We start from the raw sequence: 16085 nt of genomic DNA on the forward strand, positions 1-16085 counted from the left end.
ATCATTCTTTAATAACTACAGTTAATGGCTTTTATTCCTGCTTATCTATTTAAATAATTCGATATTAAAAAAGTGTCAACAAGAGAGTTCTCACTCCGCTTATTAACACTATTTATATCAGTAAATTTAAATTACTTATTTTTTGCTCGCAGCTTCCGTATACGTTGAAAGTGCGTTCTTTAGATCACTGTCAGTTATATGGACATTCGCCTTATTTAATTGTTGTCCAATAAAGGTCTGCATCGCAGTTGAATCCGCATTCAACTTCTCATCCACGATGATTCCCTTCATTTTCTCCTTCAATTTAGCAAAGCTAGCTTTTTTATCTTTAGAATTTAATTTGATTACATAATAACTATCACTGGTACTAGTGGTTCCATCTGCGGCAACCTTAATTGGTGATTCAGACATTTCACCAGCTTTTAATTTAAAGGCAGCATCACGCACGGCACTATTAACTACCGAAGAACTAACCGTTGAATCAAATTTATCTAGCTTACCACCTTTATCCTTAGAAGCCGTATCGGTAGACTTATCCTTTGCTTCTTTGGCAAAGTCAGTCCCACCTTTAATATCGCTAATAACATTCTTGGCATCTTCTTCGGAAGCAGTTTTAATAATTGAAGCACTTACATTGGGGGTATATGCATCGTATGCTTTTTGTAATTCTTTATTCGTAAACTTCTGATTGGCTTGGTAAGCCGCCTTTTCCAAAGCAGATAGATATAGGTTGTCCTTATACGAATCAGGCGTCATTCCACTACTTTGCAAAGTTGATTCAAACGATGCTCCATATTGCTTTTTAGCGTCTGAAAATTGTTGATCAATGTCCTTTTGGTCAACTTTATTGCCATAATTTTTTTGCAAAACCTGCTTGATCATTAAGTTCGCGAAAGTTTGCTTTCCTTCGGATGTTTTCTTCAAACTATCATACAATTTTTGTTCTGATATTGAACCTGCATCAGAAGTTGCTACATTTTTACCACTTGAAAGACCAAAAGCAACCAATCCACCCGCGATAATAATTAAACTTCCAAATACTAACCAACCTTTTTTCATAAACCTCTATGCTCCTTTTATTAATCGTTCTCAATTTTATTCATCCGTGCGCCCATCGCGAATTGACCATTGTCAATTTGCGATTCTTTAATTCGCAAATGCGATTTAAAATCTGGATTTGAATATGACAGGCGTCCTGCTGGAATGGCCCAACTTTGAATTCGCCAATTTTTAATCAACTCCCGATCCGCCACAGTAACTTGACCCATCATATATCTTACCATCATTCTAATCCAATTTACGCCAGAAATTTTATTTAAAAATGCTAAATGTGTAAACGGCATGGGCCGTAGGTCTGTTGATTGAACTTCCTGTTCAAACGGCCAATGATCCACCACTAGTTGATATAATCCAGGATGAGCCACATTTAACGTTGGTCTCGGTAATGATTCATATAGTGATTGCGTCATCACCTTTTGGTCACTAATAATCTGATCATTATCCTGTTGAGCCATGGAAATTGGGGTTAAACTAGTTCCATCCCAAAAATAGTTCACAATTATTTGCTCTTGATTTTCTGACAAGCTCGTAGGTAGATACTTATCTTTTGCAATAACATTCACAGCTACACCCATATCACGTAGTTTAGTAATTAACTTGACCCGATTACCCGGAATAAAAACATATTGCGGATTTTCAACTTCCAAGATACTCATTACATCCGATAATTCTAATGGTTCATAGTAATGCTTATCAGCAATTTGCGGAATAAATAATAAATCATTTGGATTATTATTCATCACAATCGTTGGAATCTCTAATCTACGTAATTCAGAGCTAATCATTGCCATGGTGTATGATCCAGCTGCACCGTCACCCAAACGAAAAGCACCCGTTCCAACTACTAAAGCTGAATTTTGGGATAAACGACTGGTTTCATTTTCAGTTTCAAAAGTACTGTAAAAGTGCGGATTGTTTTCATCAAATTCACCTGCTGATGGGTCAAACGCCTTGAACGTAGGCAAAATATTATGATCCCAACGAAAACGCCGAATGCTTTCATATTCTTCATCCCACAACTTTGCCATCAAACCATCACTGAGTCCGTAATACTTAGCTTCACGCAAAACATCAGTATCCCAAGGTTTAGCTGCTACATCTTCTTCAATGCGCATAATCCGTTGTAGTTTATAAAAATAAAAAGGATTAATTTTCGTCATCTCTGCTAATTCATCGACTGTGTAACCACGTCTCAATGCTTCCATCAAAACCAAAATTCGATTATCACGCGGATGAATAATTCGTTCAATTAGATCATCTTCTGATAAGGTGTTCATAATTGTTGGCGAAAAATCCCGACTATTAAAATGAGCAGCTCTTAACGCCTTTTCTAACGCTTCCTCAACACTACGCCCAACCCCAATAGTGGCTCCAACTGATTTTTGAATCGTGTTTAACCGGTGGTCTGTTACAACCCAAGCCGCCTCAAATTCACCAAAACTAAAGACGGGAAAACGCGTTACAATATGATCCATAACCGGTTCCAGTAAAGCGGTATTGGACGTAAAGTTGGATGGTAACTTGATTTCAGATAAATTTTTACCCATAACCAAATTCACCATCACAGGTAATAACGGATATCCCGTCGAAACAGCAATAAATGCTGATTGACGGTCAAAGTAGGGATTTAATCTAGTAACAACATACTCTTCGGTTTCTGAATTTACCGCGAAACGAACCTCTGCTAACCCAATAATATTAAAGCCGCGCATTAAATTAAATGCTGAACGCCGTAGTCTTTGTAAAACGGGATCAGAAAGCGTTTGAATCGGTGTCAAGGCAATCGAGTCAGCGGTATGGATGCCAACTGGATCCATATCTTCAATTCCACCGACTAAAATCATATGGTCGGACTGATCCCTTAATGCTACCAATGTGATCTCCTGATACCCATTGATCCCCTGGTCCACATTAACTTGCTTCGTCGGCGAACGCTCTAGAGCAGTTTGCACTGCTTCTTCTAGCTGTTCTGGGCTATTCGCATTTAATCGAAGCGTCCCTCCACTTGAAGTGACTGGTCGAATAACCACGGGGAAATTAATCTCACGAGCCGCATCAAATGCCTCTGAAATATTTGTTGCTAATTTGGTTTTGACCCCTTTTTCACCTAATGCTTCTAAGTTAGTTCGAAGAAGTTCTGTATTTTGAGTTGCTTCTAGTGCGTCCATGGAGAGGCCTAACATTTTAGGTGCTGCTTCCCCCATCGCATTAACCACTTGATAAATTAATTGGATGCCAGTCGTACCACCAATATTAGCCATTACACTAGTTATGGCATATTTATGAATGATTGCAACTAAACTTTCAACGGTCAAATCCGCAATTATCGGCGTGATGTCAGAACGTTCAATTGTAAAATTGTATGGATTATCATCCACCAAAAAAACAGTGGCTCCATGCTCTTTTAAAACCGAAACAGCTTGGTAGCTAGCAAGGTCACTCTCTGTTTCATGATTAAAGTCATTAGCTGAGCCACCAACGATTAAAACATTTTCCATCATCGTAAGTTCCCCCCTTTCCGAGCTGTCACCATTTCCATAAATTCCGCAAATATATTCGTGGCTTCAAATGGTCCAGGTGCTCCATCTGGGAAAAATTGGACACTAAACGCCGGATAGTCTCGATGACGTAATCCCAGAATCGAATTATCCATTAGATCTAAATGTGTCACCATTAGGTCCGTTGCTTTCAACGACTCACGATTAATCGTGTACCCACTTCCCTGATTTGCAAAAATAATCTCGCCTGTAATTTGCTCCCGAATTGGGTGATTCATCCCATGATGCTCGAAAGCCAAAGGTTCCAATTCTGCTCCATTGGCTAGAGCAAATAATTCATGACCTAATCCAATTCCAAGTAATGGTATTTCTGTTTGAATCATCCGAATCAACTTTAAAATTGAATCATTTAACTTTAATGGATTTCCCGGTCCTGAAGATAAAACAATCCCATCTGGATCTAAATTGACAATTTGTTCGAGCGTTACATCATATGGTAAGACTGTAATATTCGCATCATAATCGCGCAAACTACGGAGAATACCGTGTTTTAACCCCAAATCCAAAATCACCACATCCGCTCCACGTCCAGGATTAGCATAAGGCTTTGGTGTTGATGCTTGAGCTACTTGATTCGTTGGCAATACCATTGCTTTCAGTTGATCAAAAGCATGAGCATCTGGTACATCAACAATACTAGCTTTTTGGGTTCCCGTTTTTCTGAGATGGCGCGCCAACGCCCGAGTATCAATTTGAGAAATACCGGGGATATTATGCCGCCGCAAAAAAGAGTCCAAGCTCATTTGTTGCAGACGGTTTGTCGAAACGTCTGAAATTTCACGAGCCACTACTCCTTTAATCGTTGGCACAATCGCCTCATCCGCCCGGTGATTAATTCCCGTAGCACCAATGGTAGGCGTGGTAAACATCACAATTTGATTATGATAAATTGGATTAGTTATAATCTCTTGATAACCCGACATGGCTGTGTTAAACACAATTTCACCAAAAGTCGTTGCAGGTGCTCCAAAGGCTTCACCTTTAAACACCGTTTGGTCTTGTAATATTAAATATCGCTGGGTCATAGATTTGATCCCCTTTAATGCTTGTTAATTTAAGCCTACTGCTATATTTTAGACGATTTCAACCGAATCTTCTTGATCCAATTCTCTTACATGAACCTTAATGCGCTCAGAAGCGGCTGTCGGAATATTTTTACCAACAAAATCGGCCCGAATCGGTAATTCACGGTGTCCTCGATCTACTAAGACTGCTAAATTCACGGCCGCTGGTCGACCGTTATCCATCAGTGCATCTAATGCCGCCCGAATAGTCCTTCCAGTATACAAAACATCATCTACCAAAATCACTCGCTTATGGTCTAAATTTAATTCAAAGCGATTGTCAATTTGTGCAGTACTTTCACGGTCGTCTCGATAATTAGTAATATCAAGCTCTAACACCGGCACCTTGGCATCTTCTAACTGTTGGAGTCGTTCACCGATTCGACGGGCCAAGTAAACCCCCCGGGTTTTAATCCCCACTAATACTAAATTATCAATTCCTTTATTGCGTTCAATAATTTCATACGTAATTCGAGTTAAAGCCCGTTGCATCGACATTGCATCAACAATTTTTTTAGCTGCCATTTGTTATTCCTCACTTCCCTGATTACTATATGGTTCTAATTGATTAAGCATTGTTGTGAAGTATTCTGGTAAGGGTGCTTCAAATTCTAATTCTTGACCAGTTGTAGGTTGCGTTAGACCTAAGGTATGCGCATGTAAGTATTGCCCATTACCAGGTAATGTCTTCTTAGGACCGTAGAGAGGGTCACCTGCTACCGGATGTCCAATATATGCTAAATGAACTCGAATTTGGTGTGTTCGCCCTGTTTCTAACGTTGCCGATAATAAGGTATATCCGACAAAGCGCTTGATCACTTTGAAATGGGTCACTGCCTCACGCCCTCCATCGATCACGGCTTGTTTCTTACGATCCTTACTTGATCGACCAAGTGGTGCCTTGATGGTTCCAATATTTTCTTTAAATTCCCCATGCACCAAAACTAAATATTCTCGTAAATTTTTCTTGGCCTTTAAATTAACTGATAGCGCCTCATGCGCTTTATCGTTTTTTGCAACCATCAATAAACCTGAAGTATCTTTATCTATCCGATGGACGATCCCTGGTCGAAAGACGCCATTAATATTTGAAAGAGGGGTGTAGAACATTAAAGCATTCACTAAGGTTCCATCTTCATGCCCTAAGGAAGGATGTACTACCATTCCTTGTGGTTTATTGACGACCAAGACATCGTCATCTTCGTAGACGATGTCTAACGGAATATCTTGAGGCTTTAAATCCAAGGTAACTGGCTCTGGAACTTCAATAGTGATCACTTCGTTAGTCTTAGCCTGATATTTAGCTTTTTTAGTTTCACCATTCACTTGCACTAATTCCTTTTTAATCCACTCGTTTGCTTGTGACCGTGAATATTGCGGCAAATATTCCGCGATAATTTTATCTAATCGACCAGTTGTTTCGGTCACCACAAATTTTTCCAACGTCATTACTTTACCCCTGTTTTCTGTTCAATCGCATTACGCATTTTTTTAGATAATAAAATATCATACGAATTATCATTATAATCAAAAATCATACCATGTTTAGTCATCTGGACATGTTTAATTCCATCCAGGCGAATTGATAACCGGTTAAAACTCAGAATTTGCTTCAGATGAATATAGTCGTTCGTTAATTCAACTTTTCGCCGTAAAATCATAAAAAGCACCGCTAAGACAAAAATAACGGTTGCTATTAAAGTCCAAATATTAAAAGTAATGAATTCCAACTGTAATGTTAATGCTAAGAGCCCCAGCATTAATACCCAAGCCAAATTTACCAAGCCCGCTAGGCCACCTGGTTGATAATAACTTTGCATGTTACGTCCTCAATCTTCTTTTTACGCTATAATTAACCCTAAGTATACCAGAGAAACGGCTATTTATGGCAAAAACTAGTTAACATTATTCAGTGCGATCATCCTCCTTTTTGCTATAAAACACCTTAAAATAATTAAAATGGACCATAAAACTTGAAAAGGATCTAAAATGATCATTAAAATTTATACCGATGCCACCATTTATAACAAAAATAATCAAGTCGGAATCGGCATCCTAATTATCAAAGACAATATACAACATCAATATCATCAAACATTAGACTATGCGGCTGATAACCATACTGCCGAATTTTTAGCAGCGATTGCAGGTTTTAAGAAATTATCTACACTCGCTAATCCTGATGACACTATTCAATTTTTTACGGATTCTCGCATGGTTAGTGATGCCATTGCCAAAAAATATTCAAAAAAATATAAGGCCTTATTAGAACAATATTTAATATTACAAGATCAATTTAACTTGGTTATTTCACAATGGATTCCAGAAAAATCAAATCAAGGAGCTCATCATTTAGCCCGACAAAGTCTCACTTAAGCTATAATTGCTATATACAAAACTTGTTTTGTTATATGCAAATCACTCTCGCTTACAATCAACTCATATATTCTGAAAGAATAGAATGCACACTTAAATAAAAAAGATTCCTTCAATTTCACAATCGAAGGAATCATTTTTATTTACCTAATTGTAACTTCAACTCCATCACTGAATCTCGCAAATTCGCTGCATCTTCAAAATCCATACGTTTAGCTGCTGCCCGCATTTGTTCTTCCAAATTAGTAATCATCTTTTCTTGATCATCACGGGCCATGTCACGGAAAGCAATCTCCGTAAACGAACTCTGCTTCTTAGAATTATCAGTTTCATGCGAAATCGCAATCAAATCGCGAACCGGTTTAATAATCGTGTGAGGAACCATTCCATGCGCATCATTATATTCGATCTGAATTTGACGTCGTCGTGCCGTTTCATTGATCGATGACCGCATTGAATCGGTTTCTCGATCGGCATACATAATAACATGCCCATTTTCATTTCGAGCCGCACGTCCAATGGTTTGAATTAAGGAACGTGTATTTCGCAAAAATCCTTCTTTATCCGCATCTAAAATTGCTACCAGAGAGACTTCGGGAACATCAATTCCTTCTCGTAACAGATTTATTCCAATTAAAACATCAAATTTTCCTAAACGGAGATCTCGTATAATTTCTGTTCGTTCCAAGGTTTTAATATCTGAATGCAGATATTTAACTTTCACCCCGACGTCTTCTAAATAATCAGTGAGATCTTCGGCCATTTTCTTTGTCAAAGTTGTTATAAAGACCCGCTCATCCTTGGCTGACCGCTCATTAATTTCACCCAATAAGTCATCAATTTGACCGCTGACGGGCCGAATTTCGATTGTTGGATCTAATAAGCCCGTCGGACGAATAATCTGTTGCACTACTTCTTTTTCAGGAACACGTTCGTTTTCATAATCACCAGGCGTGGCTGACATATAGATAATTTGGTTAACATGTTCTTCAAATTCTTGCAATTTCAAAGGTCGATTATCAAGAGCCGATGGTAAGCGGAAACCAAAATCAACTAACGTTTGTTTTCTAGCTCGATCTCCATTATACATTCCGCGCACTTGGGGCATCGTCACGTGCGATTCATCAACAACAATTAAAAAATCATCTGGAAAGAAATCAAGTAATGTATATGGTGGTTCTCCAGGTTGCCGTCCATCCATATGTCGGGAATAATTCTCAATCCCACTGGTGAAGCCCATTTCACGAATCATTTCAATATCATATTCCGTTCGTTGCTTCAAGCGTTGAGCTTCCAATAATTTACCCGAATCTTCTAAATTTTTTAACTGGGTATCCAATTCAGCTTGGATTGTTTTGAGTGCTTTTTCACGAATTTTTTCATTCGTCATAAAGTGAGTCGCTGGAAAAATAGTAATTGTATCTAAATCCGCTACAATCTCCCCCGTCAAACTGTCAATTTCACGAATACGATCGACTTCTTCCCCAAAAAACTCTATCCGCAGGGCCTTTGAATCTGATGATGCCGGGAAAATTTCAACAACATCCCCCCGTGCTCGAAACCTTCCACGTTGAAAATCAATATCGTTACGCTGGAATTGAATATCAATTAAATCCCGCATTAACGTATTACGTTCTAATTCTTCTCCTACACGAATTGAAATCACATGATCCCGATATTGGTGGGGATCACCCAATCCAAAGATCGAAGACACTGATGCGACCACAATCGTATCATTTCTAGAAAGTAATGAAGAGGTAGCTGAATTACGTAATTTATCAATTTCATCATTGATAGATGAATCTTTTTCAATATAAGTATCTGATGATGGAACATACGCCTCTGGCTGGTAGTAGTCATAATAAGATACAAAATATTCGACCGCATTATTAGGGAAAAACTCTTTAAATTCTCCATATAATTGCCCAGCTAACGTTTTATTATGCGAAAGGACCAAAACAGGTTTATTAGCCTTGGCAATTACTTCAGAAATGGTAAACGTTTTCCCCGTTCCAGTGGCCCCCAACAAGATTTGTTCCTTGACGCCATTCGCTAAACCTTGTGCCAATTTATCAATCGCTTTGGGTTGATCTCCAGTTGGTTGATATTTCGATACTACTTCATATTTACGATCTGCTTGCCGTGTAATCATCTACATACCTCATTTGAATTTTTTTAATTAAGCCTATATATTAATACTTCTATTATACTCTATAACAAGTTAAGTTTAAACTAATCTAGTAATACAAAAGAATTTTATCTAGATTTTTTTACTACCATTAAAAAACTCACGATCGCTTTTGACCGTGAGTTATTGAGATAATTACTGTGTAACTAACTGTTCTTGCACATACTCTTTGTATAGTGGATGACTCTGTAGTAATTCATTGTGCGAACCAGAACCCGTAATCATTCCCTGTTCCACAAAATAGATTTGATCGGCATCTACAATTGTTGCTAGCCGATGCGCAATCACTAAGGTCGTTCGATTTTGCATTAATTGCTCTAATGCTTTTTGCACCATGGCCTCAGATTCAGAATCAAGTGACGCCGTTGCTTCATCCAACATTAAAATTTTAGGATTTCGTAGAAAAGCTCGAGCAATGGCTAAGCGTTGGCGCTGACCACCTGAAACCATAATTCCACGTTCGCCCACCTGCGTTTCTAATTGGTTCGGCATTTTTTTAACAAATTGATCAGCATATGCTAATTGTAAGACATGCCACAATTGATCATCGGTATATTTTTCATTTGATCCATAAGTTAAATTTTCACGAATTGTTCCCGCCATAATCGCCGAATCCTGTGCTACGAAGCCGATTTGTTGGCGCCAATTCTTTAAATTAATATCATCAATGGCTTGATTTCCAATCTGGATATTCCCGGCTGTCGGTGTATAAAAACGTTCCAACAATTGGAAGATGGTTGATTTTCCACCTCCTGATGGTCCTACAAAAGCGACAATCGTATTGGGCTTAGCTTCAATTGTAATATTATGTAATATCTCTTCAGAGGATGTATAACCAAAGTCGACATTTTGCATTTTTAGAGTTTGACCTTCAACTTCAATTGCTTGTCCTTGTTCAAAATCTTCAGAGGCCTCATCCAAAATTTCAGTTAAACGCTGCGTTGATCCCTGCGTTTTGGCATAAGTTGTTGAAAAAGTTCCCAAAACCATGAAGGCTGGCATAATTTGGAATAAATACATTAAAAAGCTAAATAATGTTCCCATGGTTGATTGTCCATGCGCAATTCTTAACGCTCCCACCACTAAAATTACGACAAAGAGGCCCATCATAACTAAACTCATCATTGGTCCGACGATTCCATCAACCACCGCTTCCTTTCGACCAAATTTAAATAAACGGTTAATCGCAGAATCTCCGGTAGCGATAATTTGTTCTTCAGCACCAGATGATTTGACTAAGCGCATTTCAGCTAATGTTTCTTGTGCAACACCTGAAAAATCAGCCATGGCATCTTGTGTCGCATGCCCAACTTTTCGTGAAAACATCATTACTGGTAATAAGAGTAATAGGGTTACTGGAGCTGCTAATAAAATCCATAAGGCGAGGTGCCAATCTGTAGAAAACATAAGCACTACCGCTCCTAACATTTGTAACATATTTGTTACAAAATTGGGTAAGTCATTAGCAACCAAACGCTTCACCTGGGTCGTGTCATTAGTTAGACGTGACGTGATTTCTCCAGATTTAGTTTGATCAAAATAGCGAACTTTTAAAATCGACAAGCGCTTCCAAACAATAATTCGTAGATTTTTAACTAATTGCTCCCCTGCAACTGATGTTAAAAAACTTCCCCCAGCGGAAATTAATGCACCACCGATAAAGAGTGCCAATACAATACCTACTAATTGATAATCCATTCCGTGCTTTCCCATGAATAAATTGATCAAGTTTCCCGAATATTTAGGTGCTAATAAATTGGCAAATACTCCTACTAATGATAAAAGCAGTCCAACTATCATTAATCCCCATTGTGGATGTGCCATTTTAATAATTTTAATCAAACTCTTTGCGCCACCAGCTCCTGAGACTGTCTTTGTGGCTCTAGTTTGTCGTTGTTCACGTTGCATAATTATTTCCCTCTTTTTTACTAATAGTTCCTAAAACCTAGGATGATCATTAAATGTACGCCTTGGATCTGGTCCCCGATGGAAGTGATGCCCAAAATGATGATTCCGGTCTTTAATTTCATTAAAGCGTGTGCGTTGTTGTTCACTCAAATGCTCCATAAATCTCTGATCGAATTGCTCTGAATTTAAATGATGATTTAATTGCTCTAGTTGCGCTCCAAATTGTGCCTGTTCCGCATCTGTAAAAATATTAAATATTTCATCTTCAATTTTGTCACGCGTTAAATCAAGTTGGTTCAAAAAATCGCACCCTTTTTGCGTAATCTTAATTAAAACAATCCGCGCGTCTTGTTGATCTTTAATCCGCTCAACCCTGTCTTCATCTTCTAATTTTTTAATAATTTGAGTTACAGAAGCCGGCCTAATATCTAAAATATCTGCAATTGTTCCTGCCGTAATGGCTTGGTCGCTTGTACTTAAAATTCGTAACAAGCGCCGTTGGTTATTCGGCCGCTGCCGATGTTCATCGCCACGCGCCATCATCGTAAACCACAAGCTCGGTTGTCGCATTAATTCCGTTAAATTTTCTAATATATCATTTTGTTCCATAGTTATCATCCTTATTTATATTTAGTTTGGTTACAAATTAACTAACAAATATTATTATAATCGTTTATTTAGTTTTGTAAATTTTAAACTAAATATTTTTAAATGTATAAAAAAGTATGCCGCCAATAGAAATTGGATCAGCATACTAATGATGTCTTCAATTATTGATTGATTCCGCGGTTAAAAATGCCAATGTATATTCTTTGTAAACGCTCTGAACCTGGAAATTCTTCCGCCAACATTTCCGGTAACACCTCATGAATGAAGTATTTAGTGCTTTCCATATCGCGAAAGGCATAAATTGTTTCGAGACTTTCCTTATATATTTCCATAAAGACTGGCTCAGGATTTCCCTTTTGTAACTCACCAAAGGCTTCATATAATAAATCAATTTTATCAGAAACTGATAAAATCCGCCCCTCCAAGCTATCATCCTTGCCTTCAGTCAAACGTCGATGATAATTCTGTCGATATTCTGTCGGTATTTCCATTCTAATAAAATTATCTGCTAATGACTCCTCTACATCTGATAGCATATGTCGTAACTCAGAAGAAGCGTATTTAACTGGCGTACGAATATCACCAATGAAACGTTCATTCGTATCATGATTTAATGCTTTTTCATAAAGCAACCGCCAATTAACAGTTTCCCCATGCTGTTCTTCTATATCACCCAAAAATTGAGCAACTTGCGTCACTTTCCATGAATGAGCTGCCACAGAATGCGGGAAATATTTAAAATAGCCCGGAGCTCGATTAATCATCTCCAATTCAGTTAGTCCTGATAAATACTGATGAAATCCCATCTGATATTCCTCCTGTTATGAAAATCATTAATCTAAATTTATTAATTGATATTACTATACATAAGTCTGTAAACTCTTGCAAGGGCATTCTTTTACTACAGTTAGCTTTGCATCATCGGATTTCTTCAACTGAATCAACCTAATTCATTCAAAAGATTCATTCATCATTTAATAAATAAAAAGACCCCAAAAGTTGTTTCCAACTTTTGGGGTACAGATAAAATTTATCTTTGAATGTTATATCTAATCGCTTGATAGCCGGGTAATATCATATGATTTCCCATTAGATTTTTGAACTAAGACTGCTTGAATGCCCTCAACTGTCTTAATCCGAATTTGAACGGAAACATTTGTTGGCAAAAAACTAGGTGCCGTTTGCGCCACATAATTGGTAAAACTATCCATTTCAGTTTGTGAATAGAATTGGGTGGTAATATCAACTTTCAAGTTAGTCATATTTTTATCGGCATAATTGGCTGTCCCAGTTACGTACGAAACATTTGGGAAAAAGCCTTGAATATTATTTTGAAAATTAACAAACTGAGTATTCAAGCCGCTGGCCATATCTTTATAATTTTTGGTACCTTCTTGCATTGGTAAAACAACATTTTGCTCATTAATTGACTTAAAATCGCTCAGCTTAGTCCCAGACTTAGACTCAGCATAACTGTAAAAACTTCCACCAGCCAAACTATCATCAGATGATTGGCTAAACATCCCCACGATAATCGGCGTATCAGCACTAATACCTTCCATCTTACGATAACGGGCCACGACTTCAGCTGCAATCTCTTGTCCTTTAGCTATGCGAGTACTATCATCAATCTTTTGCGTGAAATTAGCTCCAAATTCCTCTTTTTGATAAACATCTTCTGTATTCATCGCCAAACCTAAGACAATCCCTTTAAGCTTTAAGCTATTGTCTTCTTGAATCATGAAGTCCTGTTCTTCAATTGATTGTAAATAGTATGGATTTCGACCATCATCCGTTTTACCATTATCTTCTGGATTTAATCCAACGGCATTATCATTTGATTTACGCTTCAACCATGCTTGGGCTGTTTTAGTATCTAAATATTGGCCTTCCTGAAATATATACGATTTTGGTGAAAAGCTTTTTTTAGCTAAGCTGAGCAATCCATTTTCAAAATTAACTGTATTATACTGATTACCATTTTGATTAGCGGTAACACCCCGTGCCTTGCCCACTAAGTAATTTCCATCTTTAATGACTGATTGATACTGATCATTAGAATTTGATCCCGTTAATTTGATTCCTTTTTTAGTGGCCACTTTATTATTAACGGTTGTTTTACCTTTTTGAGATTCAACCTTCGATGAATTTTTAGAATAAAAATTACCAAAAAAGATTAAAGCGCCGCCCAAGAGCACTACACCAACCACGGCCCCGATCCATTTTATATAGCGCATTTATCCGCCCCTTTTACATTTAATATTATTCATATAATTTATATTTTAACAAATTAAGAATTATTTTGCATAACATCTTGCAAATCTTGTTCAGACCAAATGGTAATTTCTAGGCTTTCAGCCTTACTTAGTTTACTTCCAGCATCTGCCCCGGCAATGAGTAGATCCGTCTTTTTTGAGACACTGCCTACCACTTGTGCTCCACGTTGTTCTAACCAATGCGTGGCTTCCTGTCGGCTAAACATCGTTAGCTTGCCTGTCAAAACAATTTTCTTATCCGTAAATTCAGGTTGGTTGATCACTGCCTTTTCTACTTGATAAGAAAAATTAACACCTTGTTGCTCTAATTGCTCCAATAGCTCTTGAACTAATGGATCAGCAAAGTATTGGACAATATTTTCAGCAATCACCATCCCAAGGCCCGGAATCTCAGCAATATCATCAACCGTCGCATGCGCTAGTTGATGGATATTAAGGAATTTTTGCATGATTTGCCGTGCAACCTTTGCCCCAACCGTGCGAATTCCAAATCCAAATAAGAGGCGTTCTGCTGAATTGTTCTTTGATTGGTCAACCGCAACAATTAAATTTTGCGTAGCCTTGGGGCCAAATTTATCTAATTCTAACAACTCTTCTTCATTTAGACGATACAAATCCGCAATGGTTTTAACCAGACCGCGGGCCAGTAATTGTTCAATAATCTTTGGTCCCAACCCATCAATGTTCATCGCATTTCGAGATGCAAAGTGAGTCAATCGTTCTTTAATTTGTGCCGGACAAAATGGATTTAAGCAACGTAGTGCAATTTCGCCATTCACATGCACCAATTCATCCCCACAAACAGGACAATTCGTGGGGATTGGATAGCTTTGACTAGCCATAGGCCGCTTCTCCAAAATAACGGTCCCCACCTCGGGGATAATATCGCCGGCTTTATGCAGTGTTACTGTATCACCGATGCGTAAGTCTTTAGCTACCAAATATTCTGGATTGTGGAGCGATGCTCTTGAAACAGTAGTTCCTGCTAATTGAACGGGGTTCATTACGGCAGTAGGTGTCACAGCTCCCGTTCGCCCAACAGTCCATTCAATCTCTTTTAAGACAGTTTGCTTTTCTTCCGCCGGAAACTTATAGGCAATTGCCCATCTAGGTACTTTTACAGTCGCACCCAATACTTCATGTAATGCTAATTGATTAACTTTAACGACAATACCGTCGATTCCATAATCTAAATTATCTCTTTGGTTCGTTTGTTGCTCAATATATCGCTCTAATTCGACAATACTTTCAACTACCTGATTGGTTAAATTAACCGGTAATCCTAATTCAGCCAATCTGATTAACAATTCAGCTTGCGTTTTTACGCCTAGTTGGTTTCGTGAGTCAATCACCTGGTACATAAATCCAGCTAATTGCCGTTGTTTTGTAATTTGCGGATCCAATTGCCGCAATGAACCTGCGGCAGCATTTCGCGGATTTGCAAAGGGTGTCAGTCCATCTCGATCTCTTTGTTCATTTAAATTCACAAATGCCGTCTTGGGCATATAGACTTCCCCTCGCACTTCAAGATTAAGCGGTTCACTCAATTGATGCGGAATATTTTGAATATATAATACATTGGCGGTAACGTCTTCACCAATTTGACCATTCCCACGAGTTGCTGCTTGAATTAAGCTTCCATTCTCATACCGTAAACTAATGGCCAATCCATCAATTTTTAATTCTGCATTGTAGGCCAAAGCAGTTGAACTATTCTGTTGTGTGGTGTGCATCCAATCACTTAATGTATCCATCGAAAAAACATCACCTAATGAAAGCATCGGTTGAATGTGCTCAACTTTAGGCAAATTTTCCTTAGTCTGATCCCCAACCTGTTGCGTGATGGAATCTGTCCTAATCAATTCTGGGAATTGATTTTCTAAATCAATTACTTCTTGATAAACCCGATCATACTCACTATCTTCAACCGTCGGTGCATCATTTTGATAATATTCTTCAGCCCACTGTTTTAACTGAGTCTGCCGAACAGCTAACATTTTTTCAGCTGTCGCTAATGTCAATTGATCTTCGGCCATACGTTACTCCT

At 38.1% G+C, this 16085-nt stretch carries 13 protein-coding genes; 1 reads left to right on the forward strand and 12 read right to left on the reverse strand.

The genetic code is table 11. The features are described 5' to 3' along the window. Window positions 1-135: 135 nt before the first annotated feature. The 6 genes from G7084_RS05655 to G7084_RS05680 are packed head-to-tail and all read right to left on the reverse strand — an operon-like array spanning window position 136 to window position 6501. A complete protein-coding gene (locus tag G7084_RS05655) occupies window positions 136-1059 on the reverse strand; it encodes a peptidylprolyl isomerase (protein WP_166010844.1) in 924 nt (307 codons plus the stop codon). Between the two features lie 20 nt (window positions 1060-1079). Next, entirely contained in the window at window positions 1080-3560 is a 2481-nt protein-coding gene (locus G7084_RS05660; protein ID WP_166010846.1) for an ATP-binding protein, read from the reverse strand. Beyond that, window positions 3557-4642: a carbamoyl phosphate synthase small subunit gene (locus G7084_RS05665; protein ID WP_166010848.1), complete on the reverse strand. Its 1086-nt coding sequence runs from the start codon at window positions 4640-4642 to the stop codon at window positions 3557-3559. Before G7084_RS05665 ends, G7084_RS05660 begins: the two co-directional genes overlap by 4 nt. Before the next feature lie 48 nt (window positions 4643-4690). Next, entirely contained in the window at window positions 4691-5206 is a 516-nt protein-coding gene (gene pyrR, locus G7084_RS05670) for a bifunctional pyr operon transcriptional regulator/uracil phosphoribosyltransferase PyrR (RefSeq protein ID WP_166010850.1), read from the reverse strand. 3 nt (window positions 5207-5209) lie between these two features. After that, a complete protein-coding gene (locus tag G7084_RS05675; RefSeq protein ID WP_166010852.1) occupies window positions 5210-6130 on the reverse strand; it encodes an RluA family pseudouridine synthase in 921 nt (306 codons plus the stop codon). Further along, window positions 6130-6501, reverse strand: coding sequence for an EbsA family protein (locus G7084_RS05680; RefSeq protein WP_166010854.1), 372 nt, complete (start codon window positions 6499-6501; stop codon window positions 6130-6132). The genes G7084_RS05675 and G7084_RS05680 overlap by 1 nt, the downstream gene beginning before the upstream one ends. A 169-nt stretch (window positions 6502-6670) precedes the next feature. Between G7084_RS05680 and G7084_RS05685 the strand changes: the two genes are divergently transcribed. Further along, window positions 6671-7057, forward strand: coding sequence for a reverse transcriptase-like protein (locus G7084_RS05685; protein WP_343032801.1), 387 nt, complete (start codon window positions 6671-6673; stop codon window positions 7055-7057). A gap of 139 nt (window positions 7058-7196) precedes the next feature. On the opposite strand, the gene uvrB is transcribed toward G7084_RS05685, so the two are convergent. The 6 genes from uvrB to ligA all read right to left on the reverse strand — a co-directional run bounded on the left by uvrB (window position 7197) and on the right by ligA (window position 16074). Next, window positions 7197-9209, reverse strand: coding sequence for an excinuclease ABC subunit UvrB (uvrB, locus tag G7084_RS05690; RefSeq protein ID WP_166010856.1), 2013 nt, complete (start codon window positions 9207-9209; stop codon window positions 7197-7199). Between the two features lie 171 nt (window positions 9210-9380). Further along, on the reverse strand, window positions 9381-11153 hold the full coding sequence (locus tag G7084_RS05695) for an ABC transporter ATP-binding protein (protein WP_166010858.1): 1773 nt from the start codon (window positions 11151-11153) through the stop codon (window positions 9381-9383). A gap of 30 nt (window positions 11154-11183) precedes the next feature. Next, window positions 11184-11762 carry a MarR family winged helix-turn-helix transcriptional regulator gene (locus tag G7084_RS05700; protein WP_166010860.1) on the reverse strand — a complete coding sequence of 193 codons (579 nt, stop codon included), beginning with the start codon at window positions 11760-11762 and terminating at the stop codon, window positions 11184-11186. 161 nt (window positions 11763-11923) lie between these two features. Further along, the gene (locus tag G7084_RS05705) at window positions 11924-12568 is read right to left on the reverse strand and encodes a YfbR-like 5'-deoxynucleotidase (protein ID WP_166010862.1); all 645 of its coding nucleotides are present in this window, start codon (window positions 12566-12568) and stop codon (window positions 11924-11926) included. A gap of 243 nt (window positions 12569-12811) precedes the next feature. Next, on the reverse strand, window positions 12812-13999 hold the full coding sequence (locus G7084_RS05710; protein WP_166010864.1) for a CamS family sex pheromone protein: 1188 nt from the start codon (window positions 13997-13999) through the stop codon (window positions 12812-12814). Between the two features lie 53 nt (window positions 14000-14052). After that, on the reverse strand, window positions 14053-16074 hold the full coding sequence (gene ligA / locus G7084_RS05715) for an NAD-dependent DNA ligase LigA (protein ID WP_166010866.1): 2022 nt from the start codon (window positions 16072-16074) through the stop codon (window positions 14053-14055). Window positions 16075-16085: the final 11 nt, after the last annotated feature.

Origin of the sequence: Weissella coleopterorum (assembly GCF_011304355.1) — a bacterium.
Taxonomy (GTDB): Bacteria; Bacillota; Bacilli; order Lactobacillales; family Lactobacillaceae; genus Weissella; species Weissella coleopterorum.